The sequence below is a fragment of the bacterium genome, assembly GCA_019912885.1.
In the GTDB taxonomy this organism is placed as follows: domain Bacteria; phylum Lernaellota; class Lernaellaia; order JACKCT01; family JACKCT01; genus JAIOHV01.
The window spans coordinates 1-17,628 of sequence record JAIOHV010000191.1 but is presented as its reverse complement, the minus strand read 5'-3'; the positions used below and the strand labels follow the sequence as shown (position 1 = coordinate 17,628).

Annotated in this window: 19 protein-coding genes; 8 read left to right on the top strand and 11 right to left on the bottom strand. The window is 61.6% G+C overall.

What is annotated here, in order from left to right:
* Window positions 1-566 precede the first annotated feature (566 nt).
* The 6 genes from K8I61_16915 (at window position 567) to K8I61_16890 (ending at window position 7,723) form a co-directional block, all read left to right on the top strand.
* The gene (locus K8I61_16915; protein ID MBZ0273723.1) at window positions 567-2,552 is read left to right on the top strand and encodes a serine protein kinase; all 1,986 of its coding nucleotides are present in this window, start codon (window positions 567-569) and stop codon (window positions 2,550-2,552) included.
* 2 nt (window positions 2,553-2,554) lie between these two features.
* Window positions 2,555-3,748, top strand: coding sequence for a DUF444 family protein (locus K8I61_16910; GenBank protein ID MBZ0273722.1), 1,194 nt, complete (start codon window positions 2,555-2,557; stop codon window positions 3,746-3,748).
* 1 nt (window position 3,749) lies between these two features.
* Window positions 3,750-5,150, top strand: a complete 1,401-nt coding sequence (locus K8I61_16905; protein ID MBZ0273721.1) for a SpoVR family protein — start codon at window positions 3,750-3,752, stop codon at window positions 5,148-5,150.
* A 529-nt stretch (window positions 5,151-5,679) separates the two neighbouring features.
* Entirely contained in the window at window positions 5,680-6,501 is an 822-nt protein-coding gene (locus tag K8I61_16900; protein MBZ0273720.1) for an ATP-binding cassette domain-containing protein, read from the top strand.
* Window positions 6,492-6,950, top strand: a complete 459-nt coding sequence (locus K8I61_16895) for a hypothetical protein (GenBank protein MBZ0273719.1) — start codon at window positions 6,492-6,494, stop codon at window positions 6,948-6,950. Before K8I61_16900 ends, K8I61_16895 begins: the two co-directional genes overlap by 10 nt.
* Window positions 6,947-7,723 (top strand): DUF1828 domain-containing protein, encoded by a 777-nt coding sequence (locus K8I61_16890; protein MBZ0273718.1) that lies wholly within the window; start codon window positions 6,947-6,949, stop codon window positions 7,721-7,723. The genes K8I61_16895 and K8I61_16890 overlap by 4 nt, the downstream gene beginning before the upstream one ends.
* A gap of 34 nt (window positions 7,724-7,757) precedes the next feature.
* Here the strand turns inward: K8I61_16890 and yidC are convergent, their stop codons facing one another.
* From yidC to K8I61_16850, 8 genes are all read right to left on the bottom strand, one after another.
* Window positions 7,758-9,434, bottom strand: a complete 1,677-nt coding sequence (gene yidC / locus K8I61_16885) for a membrane protein insertase YidC (protein ID MBZ0273717.1) — start codon at window positions 9,432-9,434, stop codon at window positions 7,758-7,760.
* 7 nt (window positions 9,435-9,441) lie between these two features.
* Window positions 9,442-9,627 (bottom strand): membrane protein insertion efficiency factor YidD, encoded by a 186-nt coding sequence (gene yidD, locus K8I61_16880; GenBank protein ID MBZ0273716.1) that lies wholly within the window; start codon window positions 9,625-9,627, stop codon window positions 9,442-9,444.
* Window positions 9,620-10,033, bottom strand: a complete 414-nt coding sequence (gene rnpA, locus K8I61_16875; protein ID MBZ0273715.1) for a ribonuclease P protein component — start codon at window positions 10,031-10,033, stop codon at window positions 9,620-9,622. Before rnpA ends, yidD begins: the two co-directional genes overlap by 8 nt.
* 3 nt (window positions 10,034-10,036) lie before the next feature.
* Entirely contained in the window at window positions 10,037-10,186 is a 150-nt protein-coding gene (rpmH, locus tag K8I61_16870; protein MBZ0273714.1) for a 50S ribosomal protein L34, read from the bottom strand.
* Window positions 10,187-10,440: 254 nt separating this feature from the next.
* On the bottom strand, window positions 10,441-10,860 hold the full coding sequence (locus K8I61_16865; GenBank protein MBZ0273713.1) for a type II toxin-antitoxin system VapC family toxin: 420 nt from the start codon (window positions 10,858-10,860) through the stop codon (window positions 10,441-10,443).
* On the bottom strand, window positions 10,861-11,100 hold the full coding sequence (locus K8I61_16860) for a type II toxin-antitoxin system prevent-host-death family antitoxin (protein MBZ0273712.1): 240 nt from the start codon (window positions 11,098-11,100) through the stop codon (window positions 10,861-10,863). It abuts the gene before it with no gap.
* Between the two features lie 90 nt (window positions 11,101-11,190).
* Window positions 11,191-11,328 (bottom strand): hypothetical protein, encoded by a 138-nt coding sequence (locus tag K8I61_16855; protein MBZ0273711.1) that lies wholly within the window; start codon window positions 11,326-11,328, stop codon window positions 11,191-11,193.
* A 54-nt stretch (window positions 11,329-11,382) separates the two neighbouring features.
* Window positions 11,383-12,579: an endonuclease/exonuclease/phosphatase family protein gene (locus tag K8I61_16850; GenBank protein ID MBZ0273710.1), complete on the bottom strand. Its 1,197-nt coding sequence runs from the start codon at window positions 12,577-12,579 to the stop codon at window positions 11,383-11,385.
* Between the two features lie 121 nt (window positions 12,580-12,700).
* Here K8I61_16850 and K8I61_16845 point away from each other — a divergent pair, with 121 nt between their 5' ends.
* Window positions 12,701-13,765: a hypothetical protein gene (locus K8I61_16845; protein MBZ0273709.1), complete on the top strand. Its 1,065-nt coding sequence runs from the start codon at window positions 12,701-12,703 to the stop codon at window positions 13,763-13,765.
* A 103-nt stretch (window positions 13,766-13,868) separates the two neighbouring features.
* On the opposite strand, the gene K8I61_16840 is transcribed toward K8I61_16845, so the two are convergent.
* Entirely contained in the window at window positions 13,869-14,444 is a 576-nt protein-coding gene (locus K8I61_16840) for a hypothetical protein (protein MBZ0273708.1), read from the bottom strand.
* A 374-nt stretch (window positions 14,445-14,818) separates the two neighbouring features.
* Here K8I61_16840 and K8I61_16835 point away from each other — a divergent pair, with 374 nt between their 5' ends.
* A complete protein-coding gene (locus K8I61_16835) occupies window positions 14,819-15,481 on the top strand; it encodes a DUF1566 domain-containing protein (protein ID MBZ0273707.1) in 663 nt (220 codons plus the stop codon).
* A gap of 364 nt (window positions 15,482-15,845) precedes the next feature.
* Here K8I61_16835 and K8I61_16830 read toward each other — a convergent pair whose 3' ends face one another.
* Window positions 15,846-16,688: a nucleotidyl transferase AbiEii/AbiGii toxin family protein gene (locus K8I61_16830; GenBank protein ID MBZ0273706.1), complete on the bottom strand. Its 843-nt coding sequence runs from the start codon at window positions 16,686-16,688 to the stop codon at window positions 15,846-15,848.
* Window positions 16,689-16,691: 3 nt separating this feature from the next.
* Window positions 16,692-17,528 carry a transcriptional regulator gene (locus K8I61_16825; GenBank protein MBZ0273705.1) on the bottom strand — a complete coding sequence of 279 codons (837 nt, stop codon included), beginning with the start codon at window positions 17,526-17,528 and terminating at the stop codon, window positions 16,692-16,694.
* Window positions 17,529-17,628 lie beyond the last annotated feature (100 nt).

The window sequence follows — 17,628 nt, the reverse complement described above, 5'->3', positions numbered from 1 at the left end:
GACGACGACGATGGCTGCTGCGGCTGTTGATCAAAGCGCGCCACCGGCGCGTTGATGGCGCGCTGGCTTTTGACGGTCAGGGCGAATGCACGATGAAGGCGGGCGCGGCGAAGGTCGCGCCCGTTTTTTGATTCACCGAATCCGGCAGCGCGCCCGGCGACACCCTGGGACTCTGGGTTTCTTGGCGTCTCCACGTGAGAATTGGGATTCCGCGATTCCCTACCCCTCCCCGTGACGGTCGCCACACCCCGACGCAACCCATGCGCATAATCGGGGGTCTTATGAACGATGGCGACGCAACGCCGACGATGCACCGTTAAAAATTTGCCGAATTTGCAGAATTTCGTCGCCCCTTCGCCGGACCCGTCCGGGCGATCGACGCCGGTTGCGGTGGCCCAAATCGCCCAACCCCTTGAGTACAAAGGGGAAAAATCCGGAGAACGTCAGCGGCCCCCGGCTTGGCGCTGCTTTTGCATAAAATTCTGCCGGCCCTCTGCTATACTCGCATTGGCGGGAGCCGCGAATTGGCGAAGGGGGGACGAGGCCGGAAACATCAGGGAGGTCCCATGGGTGTCAACGAGTCCAAGTCGAAGCGCGAACTGAAAGCCGTCGAGCCGCCGCAGGAAAAAAGCTTCCAGGATCTCATCACCGAAGCGCGCGATTCCAGGCAAAAGGAGGCCTGGCGCGGAACCTTCCTCGACTATCTGGACATGGTCAAGAACGATCCCACGATCGCGGATCTATCGCACGCGCGCCTGTTCCACATGATCATGATGCCCGGCGCGCACGACGTCCTCGAGACGGAAAACCCGCGCACCAAGCGCCTGTTCAAGAACGAAAACGTCAAGGTCTACCCGTTTTTCGAGGACTCCTTTTTCGGCATGGAGCGCACGATCAACGAGATCGTCCGCTACTTCCGCTCCGCCTCGCTCAAGGGTGAGGAAAGCCGCCAGGTGCTCTACCTTGTCGGCCCGGTCGGCTCCGGGAAAAGCTCGCTGGTCGAGCGCATCAAGCAGGGTCTCGAGGACATGCCGCCCTTCTTCGCGATCGACGGCTGCCCGATGCAGGAAGACCCGCTGCACCTCGTGCCCCGGCATATGCGCGCCCGCTTTTCCGAGATGCTCGGCATGCCCATCGAGGGCGATCTTTGCCCCTACTGCCGCTGGCGCGTGAAGGAAGAGTTCAAGGGCGAATACGAAAAGTTCCCCGTTCACCGCATCAATTTCAGCAAGCGGCGCCGCGTCGGCATCGGCGTCGTTCCGCCGGTCGATCCGAATAACCAGGACACCTCCGTACTGATCGGCTCGGAGGACATCTCCAAGCTCGACCGCTACGGCGAAGGCGACCCGCGCGTGCTCGATCTGAACGGCGCGTTGAACGCCGGCAACCGCGGCATGGTGGAGTTCATCGAGGTCTTCAAGAACGAGACGGAATACCTGCACGCCATGATCACCGCGACGCAGGAAAAAATGATCCCCGCCCCCGGCCGCCACGGCATGATCTACATCGACACCTGCATCGTGGCGCACAGCAACGAGGCGGAGTGGAAGAAATTCAAGTCCGACCACACCAACGAGGCGATCCTCGACCGCATCGTCGTGGTGCGCGTGCCGTACAACCTGGAGCTGTCCGAGGAGGTGAAAATCTACCGCAAGATCATCCGGCAATCCTCGTTCAAGGCGCACATTGCCCCGCACACGCTTGAGGTGGCGTCGATGTTTTCGATCCTCACGCGCCTTTCGCCGACGGAAAAGGTCGATCTCATCACCAAGCTGCGCATCTACAACGGCGAGGAGGTCGTCGAGGCCGGCCAGACCAAGAAGGTCACCGTCGACGAGCTGCGCGAGGAAGCCGGCCCCAACGAGGGCATGGACGGCATCTCCACGCGCTTCATCATGAAAGCGCTCGACAACGCCCTTTCCGACAACATGGACGGACAGTGCATCAACCCCATTTACGTGATGGAATCGCTCGTCCAGATGATAAAGAAAGCGGACATGGCCGAGGACAACCGCAAGCAGTTCCTCGAATACATCCGCGACACCGTGCACAAGGAATATCTGAAGACGCTCGAAAAGGAGATCACCAAGGCGTTCGTCTACAGCTATCAGGAACAGGCCGAGAGCCTTTTCCAGAACTATCTCGACCACGCCGAGGCGTACGTCAACCGCACAAGGGTCATCGACCGCAACACGAAGGAGGGCCTCGAGCCCGACCTCAAGTTCATGGCCTCGATCGAGGAGCAGATCGGCATCTCCGGCACCGCGGCCGAGGGCTTCCGCCAGGAGGTCATCTCCTTCCTGTGGAGCGCCATGCGCCGCAACGACCAGGTCTCCTACGCAAGCTACGAGCCGCTCAAGGAGGCCATCGAGCTGAAGCTCATGTCGAGTGTCCGCAACCTTTCGCGCGTCATCACCAAGGCCCGGACCCGCGATCAGGAGCAGATGCAGAAATACAACCAGATGGTGGAGACGCTCATTGCCGAAGGCTACTGCCCGCAGTGCGTGGACGTGGTTCTGAAATACGCGGCGAACAACCTCTGGAAGGACTGATCATGGCCGAGTTCCGGATGCACGAATCCGCGGACACGCGCGGTGATCGCTCCGCGAGGGACCGCCTCCGACACCGCGAGAAGGTCAAGGAAGCGATCAAGGAAAACATCGCCGAAATCCTCTCGGAAGAGGCGATCATCACGCGATCCGGCGACCGCACCGTCAAGGTCCCCATCCGCGGGATCAAGGAATACAAGTTCGTTTACGGCGACAACGCGCCCGGCGTGGCCGGCGGCGACGGCAACGTCCGCCGCGGCCAGGTTGTCGAGCCCGGCCAGGGCCCCATGGCCGGCCTGCCCGACAAGGCCGGCGACGCGCCAGGCGACGACATCTACGAAACCGAGGTCACGATCGACGAGCTGGTGAACCTCATGTTCGAGGACATCGAGCTGCCCGACATGGAAAAACGCAAACTCGCCGACATCGAGTCCTGGCGCCGGCGCAAGACCAAGGGGCATCGGCGAAAGGGCATCGTCGCGCGCCTCGACAAACGCAAGACCGCCCGCGTCCGCGTGCGCCGCCGCATGGCCGCCGGCAAGGGCCGCGCCGATCTGCCCGAGGGCGATCCCGGCGAACCCTTCCCGTTCTTCAACGAGGACCTGCGTTACCGCCATCCCGTCGAGACCGAGGAAAAGCAGGCGAACGCGGTCGTGATGTGCATCATGGATACCTCCGGCTCCATGAGCACCGTCAAGAAATACCTCGCGCGCAGCTTTTTCTTCCTGCTGCACCGCTTCGTCATGACGCGCTACCCCAACGTGCAGGTGGTGTTCGTCGCGCACACCACCGAGGCCAGGGAGGTCGACGAGGACGAGTTCTTCCACAAGGGCGAGTCCGGCGGCACGTTCATCAGCTCCGGCTACAACAAGGCGCTCGCCATCATCGAGGACCGTTATCATCCGTCGCTCTGGAATATCTACGCGTTCCACTGCTCCGACGGCGACAACTGGCCCGAGGATGACCCGCGCGCCATCGAGGCCGCGAACAAGCTGTGCGAGTGTTGCAACCTGTTCGGCTACGGCGAGATCAACCCCTCCGGCGGCGCGCCGCGCGCGGGATCGATGTTCCACAAGCTGCGCGAAGTCAAAAAGGAAAACTTCGCGCTCGTGCACATCACCGGCCGCGACGACGTCTGGCCGCAGTTCATGAAGATGCTCGCCAAGGAATCCGACCGGACGGAGGATGTCCATGAATGACATGCACTTCCCCGGCGGATACACGATGAGCGATTTGGAGGAGTGGAACGACCGCATCGAGCACATCGCCGCGGAGATGGGGCTCAATTTCTTCCCGATCGACTTCGAAATCTGCGACCACGACCAGATGCTCGGCTACATCACCTATTCGGGCATGCCCGCGCACTACCCCCACTGGTCCTACGGAAAAGGCTTCGAACGCACCCGCACCCTCTACGACAAGGGCTTGTCCGGCCTGCCGTACGAGATGGTCATCAACTCCGATCCGTGTCTCGCCTACCTCATGCGCGACAACTCGCTGACCCTGCAGATCCTCACGATCGCGCACGTTTACGCGCACGACGACTTCTTCAAGAACAATCGCTTTTTTGCCGACACGCGACCGGAGCTGACGACCTCCGACGCCAAGGCGCGCGCCCAGCGCGTCCGCGCGTACATGGAAGACCCGTCAATCGGCCCGGCCCGCGTCGAGCGCATCCTCGACGCGGCGCACGCGCTGCAATTCAACATCGACCGCAACCGGCTCGTGCGTCGCCCGACCCGCAAGGAACAGGAGCGGCGCGTTTTCGAGGAGAGCCTCCCGCGCGAGGACCGCTTCACGCCGATCCGCCCGCACGAGGAATACGTGGCGCCCGATCTGCAAAAAATTCCGCTTGAGCCCGACGCCGACCTGCTGCTTTTCCTGCGCGATTACCACACGCGCCTGCACGAATGGGAAAAGGACCTGCTCACCATCGTCCACGAAGAGGCGTGCTACTTCCTGCCGCAGATGGAAACCAAGATCATGAACGAGGGGTGGGCGTCGTTCTGGCATCACCGCATCCTGAACGCGCTCGAGATGCCGGCGGGCCTGCACATGGAATTTCTCGTGCATCACAACCAGGTCGTCCGCGCGCATCCCGGCGGGCTGAATCCGTATCACCTCGGCTTCAAGCTCTTCCATCACATCTTCAACGCGTTCGGAGGCGAATCCGGCGGCGGCATGGAGAAGATCTTTGCCGTCCGCGAGGAAGACCGCGACTCGAGCTTCCTGCGCCGCTTCCTGACCGAGGAACTGATGCGTGATTTCGACATGTTCGTGCACCAGCAGATGGGCCACCGCCGCGAGGTGACGGAGGTCTCGGACCCCGATGGCTGGAAACACGTGCGCGACGAGCTGCTCCGCAACGTCGGCATGGGCCGTATCCCGCTCATCCGCGTGATCGACGCGGCGATGTCCGGCGACCGGCGGCTGTTGCTACGCCACGAATTCGACGGCCGCGAGCTCGATCTGCAACACGCCGAACGCACGCTCGGCTACGTGCAAAACCTCTGGGGCGCCAAGGTCGTCATCGAGACAAACCTCCAGGAAAAACCCGTCCACCTCACGCACGACGGCCAGAACTTTCAGATCGAGCATTAGAAAGAGGCGGAAAGACGGGAAGGCTGGAAGACTGGAAGGTCATCGCAGCCAATGCCGGCGTCCTCACCTGCTTCGACAAAACACGTCTTCCCGAGGCGCCAACAAATACCGTGCTCGCGTCTTTCCGCGACGGCCGCTCCCCGGGACCGCAGGTGTCCTCACCTGCTTCGATAAAACACGTCTTCCCGAGGCGCCAACAAATACCACGCGCGCGTCTTTCCGCGGCGGCAACACCCCGGGACCGCAGGTGTCCTCACCTGCTTTTACAAAACACGTCTTCCCGAGGCACCAACAAATACCACGCGCGCGTCTTTCCGCGGCGGCAACACCCCGGGACCGCAGGTGTCCTCACCTGCTTTGATGGATTCGACCGCCAACCGCGGGCGACCGCGTGCCCCGCGCACTCCGTCGCCCCGCTATCGCGGCGCGGCTCCGTTTGTGGCTCGGACGGTACAAATTCTCCGCGTCCTCTGCGTCTTCTCCGTGCCCTCTGTGTTCCGCCTAAAAAAATCGCCCTATGATCGCGGACGTGTCTTCCGCCCGCGCCCTCGCGATCAAAAACCTGCGCGTCTCCTACGAGCGGCGCGGGCAGATCGTCCGCGCGGTGCGCGGCGTCGATCTTGGCGTCGCGCGCGGTGAGACCTTCGGCCTCATCGGCGAGTCGGGCTCCGGTAAATCGAGTATCGCCAAGGCGCTGATGGGCCTTGCGCCCGCGTCGTTCGATACCGCGACCCTTTTCGGCGAGCCGTGGCCCGCCACGCGCGCCGAATGGAAGATCGCGCGCCGGCGCATGCAGATCGTGTTTCAGGACGCCGGCAGCGCGCTCTCGCCCCGCATGCGCGCGGGCGACGCGATCGCCGAACCGCTTGTGATCCACGGCATCGCCACCCGCGCCGAACGCGCCGACACCGTCACGCGCCTGCTCGCGGAAGTCGGCCTATCGCCGGATCTCGCGCGGCGCTACCCGCACGAACTCTCCGGCGGGCAGCGCCAGCGCGTCATGATCGCCCGCGCGCTCGCGCTCGACCCGGAGCTTCTCATCGCCGACGAGCCGGTCGCGTCGCTTGACGTGTCGATTCAGGCGCAGGTTCTGGAACTGCTCGATCGCCTGCGCGCCACGCGCCACCTTTCCATGCTCTTCATCACGCATGACATCCGCGTCGTCGGTGCGCTTTGCACGCGCGTCGCCGTCATGCGCGAGGGCGAGATCGTCGAGACCGGCGAAACGCGCGCGGTGCTCTCGACGCCGACGCACACCTACGCGCGCACGCTGATCGAGAGTGTGCCGAGGCTCGACGTAGGCGGTCATTGCGTCGATAATCCGGATGCAGGAGGTCCGTCATGCCATTGAGCGACGCGGAATTCGAGGTAATCCTGAGTGATGCGTCGAAGGTCATTCGCGGCGATATCGTGTGGCAGGAGGACGAAGATCATTCGGCAAGCGTCGAGTTTCGCGCGGAAGTCGTGTCGGACATGGGTTGGCCTCTTTTTGTGCGCGGGAGCTTCAATCGCGCGATTTGTGCGCTGACCTTTACGCTCATCCTGAAAACCGACGGCAGGATTTACGGGCTCGACTTGGGAAAGGACCACCACAATCCCGAATGCACGCAAACCGGAGAATTGCACAAACATGTCTGGCGAACGTCGACACGTGATAAGTGGGCTTATGCGCCAATCGATATCACCAAACCGGCTTCGGATCCGGTGGGTGTTTGGAAAGAATTCTGCGCGGAAGCGAGTCTCGCGCACTCAGGGAAATTGGCCGTGCCGCCACCGCTTCAGGGAGATCTCCTTACATGAGCACGATGGAAATCGACCGCGCTTTTTTTGAAGGCCTGGGTTCGCTTTTCACGCGTACGCAACACGGCGAATACCAGCGAGTCCGCACACCGTTTCTCTATCCGGACGGCGACAACATCGATGTGTTTTTCAAGCCTCAAGGCGATCTCGTCCTTGTTACGGACTTGGGAGAAACGACCCGCTGGCTCCGCATGCAGTCCGTATCGACAAGACGATCGCCGAAACAGCATGCGCTCATCGAGGATACTTGTCAGACGCACGGTGTCGAGTTTTTTCGCGGCATGGTGGTGGCCCGATCTCGAGACGTTGCGGATCTTGCAACCGTCGTCACGCGAGTCGCGCAGGCGGCTCTGAGAATTTCGGATTTGTGGTTCACGTTTCGAACGAGAAGCGTGGAGTCAATGGCCGATGAAGTCGCGGATTTTTTTCTGGAACGTGAACTGCGCTTCGAACGCGGTGAAAAGCTGGCGGGACGCTCAGGGAAAATCTGGACGCCGGATTTCCATGTTCGAGCGCCCCGTCGCAGCTCGTTGGTTTATGTTTTGAGCACCGGCAGCAAGTCGGCGGCACGTTCCATCGTCAACCACGTTCACACCGCTTTTTTCGATCTGAACCATCTGGCGGCCGGACCCGAAGCTCTGCAGTTTGTGTCGCTATTCGACGATTCGCTCGACATTTGGAGTGACGAGGACTTCAGGCTCGCCGAACAACTCTCAACCGTTGCCCATTGGTCGCAGCCCGACGTATTCGCCAAGGTACTCAACGCCGCATGACCGTCGGTCGTTCTTTTTTTCAATACAGGCGCCACTACGCCGCCGCTTCCGCCGCCTTCGGCGGCACGGGCGGTTTTTTGGGATCGTGGCGGCGCAGGTACATCTGCTGGAAGATCGTCAGGATGTTGTTGACGAGCCAGTAAAGCACAAGCCCAGCGGGGAAGGAGAGGAACATGACCGTGAAAATGACGGGCATCGCCAGCATGATCTTCTGCTGCATCGGGTCCGCGGACGTCGGCGTCAGGAGCTGCGTCACCAGCATGGTGACCCCCATGATGATCGGCAGCACGTAGAACGGATCGGGCGCGGACAGGTCGTGGATCCACAACACGAACGGCGAATGGCGAAGCTCGATCGTGCCGTACAGCGCTCGGTAGAACGCGAGGAAGATCGGAAGCTGGATCAGAAGCGGAATGCAGCCGGCGGCCGGGTTGATCTTGTGCACCTTGTAGAGATTCATCATCTCCGCGTTCAGCTTCTCGCGATTGTCCTTGTATTTTTCGCGCAGCGCCGCCATCTCCGGCTGAAGCGACGACATTTCCTTCATCGACTTGTACGACTTCTGCGTCAGCGGCAAGAGCAACGTCTTGATGATGAATGTCACGATGATGATCGCCACGCCCCAGTTGCCCGTCCAGCGATGGAACGCCTGCAAGACGCGCACGAGAATCTTGGAGATCGCCGTGAACCATCCGAAATCGAGCGCCTGATCGAAGCTGTGCCCCGCGGCGAAAAGCGGCTCCTCGGATTTCGGCCCGAAATAGCCCGTGAACTCGAAGCTCGCCGTACCACCCGCCGGGATCGTCGCCTCCGGCATGGTGATGACCGACGGCACCGGCTCGCCGGCGTTTTTCGGCGCGAGCGCCTGCGCTTGCGTGTTTTCGCTGACCGACGGCGCGATCGCTGAAAGGAAATACGTGCTCTCAAACCCGGCCCAGATGACGCGGCTCGGATACGTCGTGCCCGGCGCCTTTTCCATCGGCTCGCGCTCGAGATCGCCGCCGACAAACGCCAGGTGCGACACGATGTTCAGGTTCGGTGAAAAAAGCCCACCCTTGGCGACGACCATCTCGTGATAGTCGGTGATCGAAAGCCGGCCTTGCGCGCCCGCGTCCGCCGGCGCCGTGACGGTGACGGTCAGCGTGAGCTTGTAGTTGTTCGGGCTCGCCTCATACAGCTTCGCGACGTGGAATCCGTTGGCGCCCGTTCGCGCGAAGGTGACGCTCAACTCGCCCTTGTCGACAATCTCGTAGTTCTCAAAGCCTGACATCGCGGGCCCCGAGCCGACCCAATACGTCGCCATCGGATAGAGGCCCGATCCGGGCATTGAAACCATCTCCACGGGCTGCCCGTCGTCGCCGGCCTTGTCCATGAACTTTTTCAGGCGGAACGAACGCACACGTCCGCCGACGTTCGTCAATTCGGCACGGAAATCCTCCGTCTCGATGACGACCGGCGGCAACACGCCGACTGACGGCGCCGTCGCCGCGGGCGCCGCATCGCCGTCCGCGGTCGATTCGGGCGGTGCGGCGGCGATCGCCTCCGGTGTCGCGGTGGGTGTCGCGGCGCCCGGAGCGGCGACGACCTCGGCGTCGGTGACCGGGCCCGCGTCGACCGGCTCTTCGGGCTTTTCGGGCTTGGGCGCGAACGTCTGCCACGCGAAGAGAATGACGAAAATCAGCACCATGCCGATGATGAAATCGCGGTCCATGATCCCTCTACGCGGTCGGCGGGAAGTCCGCGCCGTGCCCGCCGCCGGGACGGCAGCGCGTAAGGCGGCGAAGCGATAGTCCGAGCGCGCGGAAAAACGGCAGCGTGCGGAAGCATTCCGCGGCGTATTCCGAGCACGTCGGCGTGAAACGGCACGCGGGCGGCAAAAACGGAGAGACGAGTCGTTTATACATCGTCAGAACGGCGAGCGCGGCGAGGGCGAGCGGGCTTTTGCGCGCGATCGAAGGGCTGGCTGCGCAAGAAGCGGTCAAAACACGACTCCACGTCTATTAGGACGGCGCACGCGGCCGCGTCGCGGATCACGATCACGACGTCGTACCCCGGGGCGATCTCGCTTCGCCTGCGGCGGAAGCACTCGCGGACAAGCCGCTTGGCGCGATTGCGGCGAACCGAATCGCCCGATTGCCTGGCCGCCGTGATCCCGAGACGCACCGTCCCGGGTTTACCTCGATCGACCTGAAAAACCAGCGGGCCCGCCACGATGCGCCGTCCGCGCCGGCCGACGCGGCGAAAATCGCCGCGATTGAGCAGACGCGACGACTTCGGAAACGCGAACGAGCGCGGCTCGCCGCCGCTCATCGCTTACTTCGTCGTGTACGACGGCGCGAGCCGCTTGCGTCCACGCCGGCGGCGCCGCTTCAGCACATCGCGGCCCCAGCGCGTGCTCATGCGCTTGCGGAATCCGTGCGTACGGACCTTCGTAAGGTTGCCGGGCTGATACGTGCGCTTCATGGCTCTTCCCTCTTCGCAAGTCGGCGCGCCGGGCACGCCAAAAAACGGCCGTCGCGCGACCTGTCGCACAAGGCTCGTCGTGGGTTTCGCGTGGTCGAATCGGCTGCGGGCGGCCCGCCCGCGATCGCCTCGGCCTCGTATTGCAGAAAATCGCGCGATTTTCCGCGCGTTTTCGACGATTACCCCGCTGGCCCGCCGGTCCCCCGTCGGGGTGCGTTTATGTAATGGAAGCGCCGTTGGATGTCAACGCCGGATCAGGCGTCGAGGATTTGGACATCCATCGCCGCCGCGGCGCGGCGAAGCTGTTTGTCGAGGGTGGCGATCGGCAACGACAGTTGCATCGACAGATGCAAGTACGACGCGTCGTAGACGCTCAATCCCCGTTCGCGCGCGATCGTCGCGACATCGCCAAAAACGTCGTGCGGAAACATCGGCGCAATCTCGATATTCAGGCTGCGCACGTCCCAGGCGATCCTCATGGAATCGGCACGCGAGAGGCGCTTGCGACGTTCGGCGCTGAGGAGCGTATTCGAAAACTCAAGCGGCCAAACCGGCGGGACTATAGCGGATTCGTTTCGAAGGCGCTGCATCACCTTGTTCGCGTACGCGAACGTTTGCTCCTCGAAAAACCACGCGATAGCGACGGAGTTATCAAGGACAAAACTCGCGGCCATTTAGTCGCGACCTTCCGCTGCGAGTTCCTTGACGTTCAGCCCTTTAAGTGAGTGGGTTTTTCGAAATTCCAAAATGTCGGCGACAACCTCGTCGAAGGAGCGTTCCGTGCGTTGCTCCACCGGCGCCAGCGTCGCGACCTCCGTCCCGTGGACCGTGATGACGAACCTCTCGCCTTCTTTCACCGCTCGAAGCAATTTGGAGAAATGCGTTTTCGCATCGTAAGCACTGACGGTTTTCATGGCGATCCCCCAAACCAGTCTAAGACTAGTCTATCTATTGAGCAGAATTAAGTCAAAAATCCCGCTTTCGTGACGAGGCTGCAATCCGCCCTACTGGCATGCGGCGATCTCGTCGGATCGCTCTTTCTTTGGAACCGGGACCATTTCCACGATGCCCCGGCCGTCACGCGTAATGACAACGCGCACACCGCTCTCGACCTCTGCAATGACGGCGGCGACGTTCAACATAAGCTCCTCGACCGTGATTCGTTTTCGTTTCCATTTGCACAGCGCCGTCCCCCCTCATTCAAACCGCGCGATCAGCCCGTAGTGATCCGAAAGTTCGTCGTACGGCGGCGCGTTCAGGATTTTCGAATCGACGAGCGTCACGCCGTCGTAAAAAATCCAGTCGAGCGTGCCGTTGGCGAGCCAAACGTCGTTGGGGTGCGTCACGCGGTCCCAATGCGGAATGGCGGCGTGCGCGTCCTGCCAGCCGGCTTCGAGGATCAGGGTGATCGCCGGTTCGGCCGTCAGCAGAAAATACAGCCCCGTGTTCAGGTCGCCGCCCCAGATCGTCGGCCCGTCGAAGCCGCCAAGCAGCGCCATCGATTCCTCGGCCTGCGCCTGGTGCCCCTGGAAGTAGTAGAGCACCTTGCTCATGTGGTGCGCCGATTCGAACTGCACCACGCGGTCGCCGAAATCGACCTCGGCCTGGATCGCGATGCGCCCGCCGAGCCGCGGCTCGCCCGCGTCCATCGACCAGAGCTCGAAATCCGTGTGCCGCAACTGTCGCTGCGCGACGATCGGATAGCGCGACAAAATCGCATTGCCGTGCTCGCCGCGATTCTGGTTCAGCTCCACAAACTCGACCGCGTACACGTAATCCATGGCCAGCGCCTCGGCCAGCTCGCGCGCGATGTGGCGATCGCTCGTGCGCGTGCAGTAGCGGTCGACCTCCTGCACGAGCAGCACATCCGCCTCGGATAGTTCCGGGTCATTCGTGAACGCGTCGATAAGATCGTCGATGTGCAGGCCGCGTTCGATGTTCCAGTCCACAACCGTGATCTCATCGGGCGGCGCGGGATCGGCATTGAACGTGCCTTTCTCGATGAGGCAATGGATGTTGACCGGATCGGCGAGATCCTCCGGGTTCTGATCCCACTCCACGCAAAGCGGCGACAGGTAATCGGTCGTGAAATCCGTCTCGCCGATGTCGTCGTCGCCCGTATCGTCGTCGCCCGAATCGTCGTCGGCCGCGTCGTCATCGCCGGTATCATCGTCGTCCGAGTCGTCGTCGGCGTCGTCATCCACGTCGTCATCCGCCGTATCGTCATCGCCGCCGGCGGTATCATCGTCGTCGCTGTCGTCATCAACCCCGTCATCGTCGATCGCGTCGTCATCGTCGTCGTCGTCGTCATCGCCGCACGAACAGCCGGCGAGCGCGAACGCGGCGAAAAGCACAGTCAACAGCCCCGCGAAGGTCCAGATTCGATTTTTCACGATCATGCCCTCCCACGAACGCGTTGCAGAATACCCCCGGCGCGCGCCCCGCGCCACGGCGCGCATTGCGCGTTGGGCGCATCGGTGGCATGTTGACCGCTCGTTCAAACGGGGGAAAGTGATGCCGATTCGTGGCGTTTTGATGGCGCTGGCGTGCGTCGCGGCGTGCGTGTTTTTGTGCGTTGGCGGTTCCGCGCGGGCGGAGGTGTTTCTGGATCAGCCGCCAAGCCACCTGAATACCGATGCCTACACCTGCCAGGACTACGACCAGTTCACCGATTCGATGGACACGTTCATCGCCGACGACTTCGCCGTACCCGCCGGCCAGGTTTGGCGCATCGACGAGGTCGTGCTCTACGGCGACGGATGGCACGGCCTGTCGTCTCTCGAGGACGCGGACTCGGTGAGCTGCCACATCTACAACAACGCGTCCTTCGGCGGGTCGCGACCCGCCGGCTATCCCACCGGATTCAGCGCGGGCATCTGGCACGAGACGTGGCCGATCGACAACGTGCACGTCACGATTCTCGACGCCTTCGACGTGCGTTTCGAACCGGACGCCCCGCCGGTTCTCGGTCGCGGGACGTACTGGATGGTCTGCTACCCGACGCTGAGTTACATCGACCACGGCGCGTGGGGTATGCGCGTCACGGAAAACGCGCACGGCGAGGAATCGAAGATCACGAACCCGGGCGGCGGAACGGGCTACCTGCCGATCTCCTGGGGCGATCTCGACAACTACTTCGACATCGACCAGACCGACGTGGCCTGGCGCCTTTCCGGCGCCGTGATCCTGCCGACCACCACCACCACGACGCACGGCTCCACCACGACGACGCATGGTACGACCACAACGACGCACGGCTCGACCACCACGACGCACGTCACGACGACGACCGGCGCGGGCACGACGACGACGACCGATGGCGGGGACGACGATGACGCGACCGACGACGACGCGGATGACGACACATCTCTCGACGACGACACCGACGACGATTTCGATGACGACCTGGATGACGACGACTCCGCCTTCGACGACGACGCGTTCGACGACGGCAGCGATGACGACGACGCGGACGATGACTCCGACGGGGACGACGATTCCGCCAACGCGGACGATTTCGCGAAGGACGACGATGATGACGACGACGACGGAGGCGGCTGCGGGTTCGCGTGCGCGTGAGGAACCGTTTTTTACCGCGAAGACGCAATGAGCTCGCAAAGACGCAAAGCGAAGAGAATTCCTTTGCGTTCTTTGCGTTCCCCTTTGCGCCTTTGCGGTAAAATCAGAACCGCGCTTTCAGAAACGCGATCGGCGGATGCAACGCCGGGAACATGTCGTAGAACCACTGGAACGCGAAGATCGCGACGACGACGGACAGCACGCCGCCCACGAGCGCGGGGATCTTCGTCGATTCGTCCATGCGGAACACCTTCACGATGATCGGGTCCGTGATCGTACGCACGACAAGCGTTATGCCCGCGAAGATCACCACCGCGATGACGAGCATGAACACGAGCGTCATCCACATCCAGAGATTCGGGAAAAAATCGTATTTGAAAAACCCGACGATCTTCCCAACGAAGCCGACGACCTCCTCCTTCGCCGCGCCGGCCATCTCCGCGGTGTCCTGCGGCAGCGCCTCGGACGCCTTGCCCGCCGCGCCCTTCGCGGCCTCTTTCGCGGCCGGGCTCGTCGCCGCGTCGATCGCGCTTTTCGCGGCCGGGCTCGTTGCGGCGTCAATCGCCCCCTCCACGGCGGGTGATTCGGCGGCGCGCGCCGCATCCTCCGGCGTCGGAGTCGCCGTGGATTCGGCCATCTGCTGCACAAAAATCAGGGCGGAATAAAGCGCGTTCGTCATCGCCAAACCCTCGTGGAAAATTTCGAGCGGCCGGATCGTATCGCGGCGGATGAGCGGTGGCAAACCAAAAACCGTTTTGCGCGTATGCCATATGAATTGCGGTCATTTCGACCGGCGCACGCGCGGAAAGCCGCGCGCGTGCGTAGCGGAGAAATGCCCTGTGGGAATTGTTTCAGGAGAGTCACTATTCCGTTTCCGTTCGCGCACTCCCGGCTGATTTTTCACTTTCACCAGGAGGCCACGGTGCGCTAGAATCCCGAACCTTGGACAGCGAGGTGCGCGAATCGACGTGAAACCCCAAGGACAAAGGACGCAAGGCCCCTTGTCGTGACGCACCTTTTTCCCGTGCGGATGCCCGGCTACAGGAGCGATCGATGAGGAAGTTATTTGTCTTGGCGCTCGCAACGACGCTCTTCGCGGCCATTAGCCTCCTGGTTTCGTGCGGTGACGATGACGATGATTCGAATGCTGACGATGACGCCAACAACGAAAACCGCGATGACGATACCGCTGACGATAATCATGACGACGACGGCGAAGTGGGAAACCAGGACGACGATACCGGCAACGGCGATGACGGGGACGACGACATTCTTTTCGACGACTTGACCTGGCAAGACCCGCCGCCTGATGAATGGTTCACGTGGGAACAAGCAATTGAATACTGCGAAAATTTGAGCTTCGACGGTTACGACGATTGGCGTCTGCCATCGATTAGCGAATTGCGCACACTGATTCGCGGTTGCGACGCGACCGAGTTGGACGGCGATTGTGGCGTGCGCGATGATTGCGCGGAATTGGATTGTTGGAACGATCCGTGCCAAGGATGCCCTTACTTTGAAGGCCCAGGGCAAGGAGGAGCTTACTGGCCGGAAGAAATGACAGGAGAGGCAGCCGCGCTCTGGTCGTCGTCGCCAGTGACGGACGACGAATCCCTTGCATGGTATGTCTCGTTTAACTACGGCTTTGTCTATAGCGGCTACATCGACTACGAAAACGGCGACGTGCGTTGCGTGCGCACGGCCGAAGACGCTTGATTGTTGGAAAAATTGAAAAATGTTCGGAGAAATTGAGTCCGATATTTTTCGTCGTGAATATCGCGCGCAATTTGAAACCCTTCCGCGCGCAACGAGTCCTTCGTTGTAATCGACGATTCAAATCTCTTGATCCTCTGTTGCGGACCGTCAGCGGTCAGCATCAAACAAACACCGCCGCCTCCTTCGCCGCGCCCCTCATCCGTGCTAACAAGGACCCGCATCGATCGGCACGGCGACGGAACCGCCACATGCTAAAGGGGTCCAAGATAGCGAACGGAGAGCGCGATCGGAGACGGCGTTGACGGTCCGTCCCGACGATCCCGACCGGGACGTTCTCAGCCGTTTTCGAACTCATTGTGACGTCTTATTTTCCGAACAGCCCGGACTCTCGCAGGGTGCGGCTCACGGCGCGAAAGACGTTCTCATACGGCGGCAGGTCGATCATCTGAGCCGACAACCTCGCGGACCAGAGCTTCCGCAGGCGCGCCTCTTTCTCCCGAAAATCCGCCTGTAGCGTTCGCATGGCACGACCGCGGAAAACGATCTTCCGTTCGATATCAGGACGAAGTTCCGTCAGATCGACGTGTCCATTTGTCGTCAGGAACCAGGCATCGTACAGATCGCGCGGCTCGTTACGGGCACGGTCGGAGAGCGCCACGATTTTTTCCGCGGCAATTTCTTCCAGCGAATACACGCGAACGACGGCATCCGTGGGCAGATCCGAATATTCCTCGTAACCGCGAAGCACCGGGCGATCCAGAAGCGACCGCACCAACTCTTCGCGGATCGTGATATCGACCTTGACCTCTTTGGGAGCCGTCCCGGAAAGTGGACCCTCGTACGCAAGATAGAACGTCTGGCTGTTGGCATGCTGCTTTCGATCCGCGCGCGAAAAACGAAAGGAAATCCCGGAGGCGCGGTGCGTTTCGCGGTATGCGGCTTCCATTTTAGCGAGGATCGATTCGAGGGAAGATTCCTCGACAAGTGTAAAGTCGAGGTCTTCCGAAAACCGATAATCGCCAAACCAGCAACGCTTAAGCGCGGTCCCGCCTTTGAATGCAAGGCCCTCCCGCAGGTTCGTGCGCGACAGACCGAACAGGAACCACGCCAGGCAATAGTCGCGTTCGAGCACGGATTCGGGGATGCGGCGGCCGCCGCCCCGAGCCAATCGATTGGACAGGAGCGAAAGATTGCGTTGCGGAATCATGGATCAGGTTCTCGTCACGGCTTCGAGTTCCTCCGGTGATACGTTCAACCGCAATCTCCATCGCGACAGGTGGCGTCCCTCGTCGGGAAGCAACGGATCGAGGACCTCGTATGCATTAGTTAAACGCTTTTGCAGGCGACCGACTTCGTTCGGTTTCATCATTTCGAAGAATTCCAGCAGGAAACCGAGCCTGCGGATCACCGCCCCCGACTTGAACCGGACGGCATAATCGACGAGCTTGCGCGTGTCGAAGTCACCCCGACGCATGGCCATGCCTTTGGCCACTTCGGAAATTCCGCCGCAGCATTCCGGGCGAGCGAGCCCGTCGATCACGGTACGCTCAAGGTCGCTCACCCGAATCGTTTCGGTCTTTTCGATCCAATGCTCGACGATGCCGAAGAGCCTGGTTTTTGGGCAAAGCACGAAACGGAACTCCGTTCCGAGGATGTTGCGCGCGCGGATTCGCCTGGTCGCGCTGGTAAAGACAACCAGTTGCGGCTGCGTGGTCATTCGGTGGATTTCCATCGCCGAGGCGTGCGAGATGTAATAGCGCGAGTCCGCGGCCAGTTCCCGCGCCACGACGTAGGGGTTTCCCAGGTACTCGCGCTCCCGCCCCAGTTCGTAGGGAACGAGGATGAACAGGCCAGGCTTCAAGCGCGTGGCCACGCCTCGCGTCACGAGCGATGCCATGAAATTGCGGGCGGATTTGGGCGCAAGACCCGTGACGGCTTCCACGTCCACGAGCGTGAAAATCGTCCGGCCTCGCTCGTGCAATTCCGCGACGAGCCTCGCCGCCTGCGGTCCCAGCGTTTTTGGCCTATTGTTAGCTTTTATGTTCATAATGTCTATTTCTAATGGGCATTTTGCTCCATAAAGCTAATTTGTCAAGAAGAATCAAACACGTCCGCATGTCGTTGTCGTGGGGATAGTCGCTCCAGGG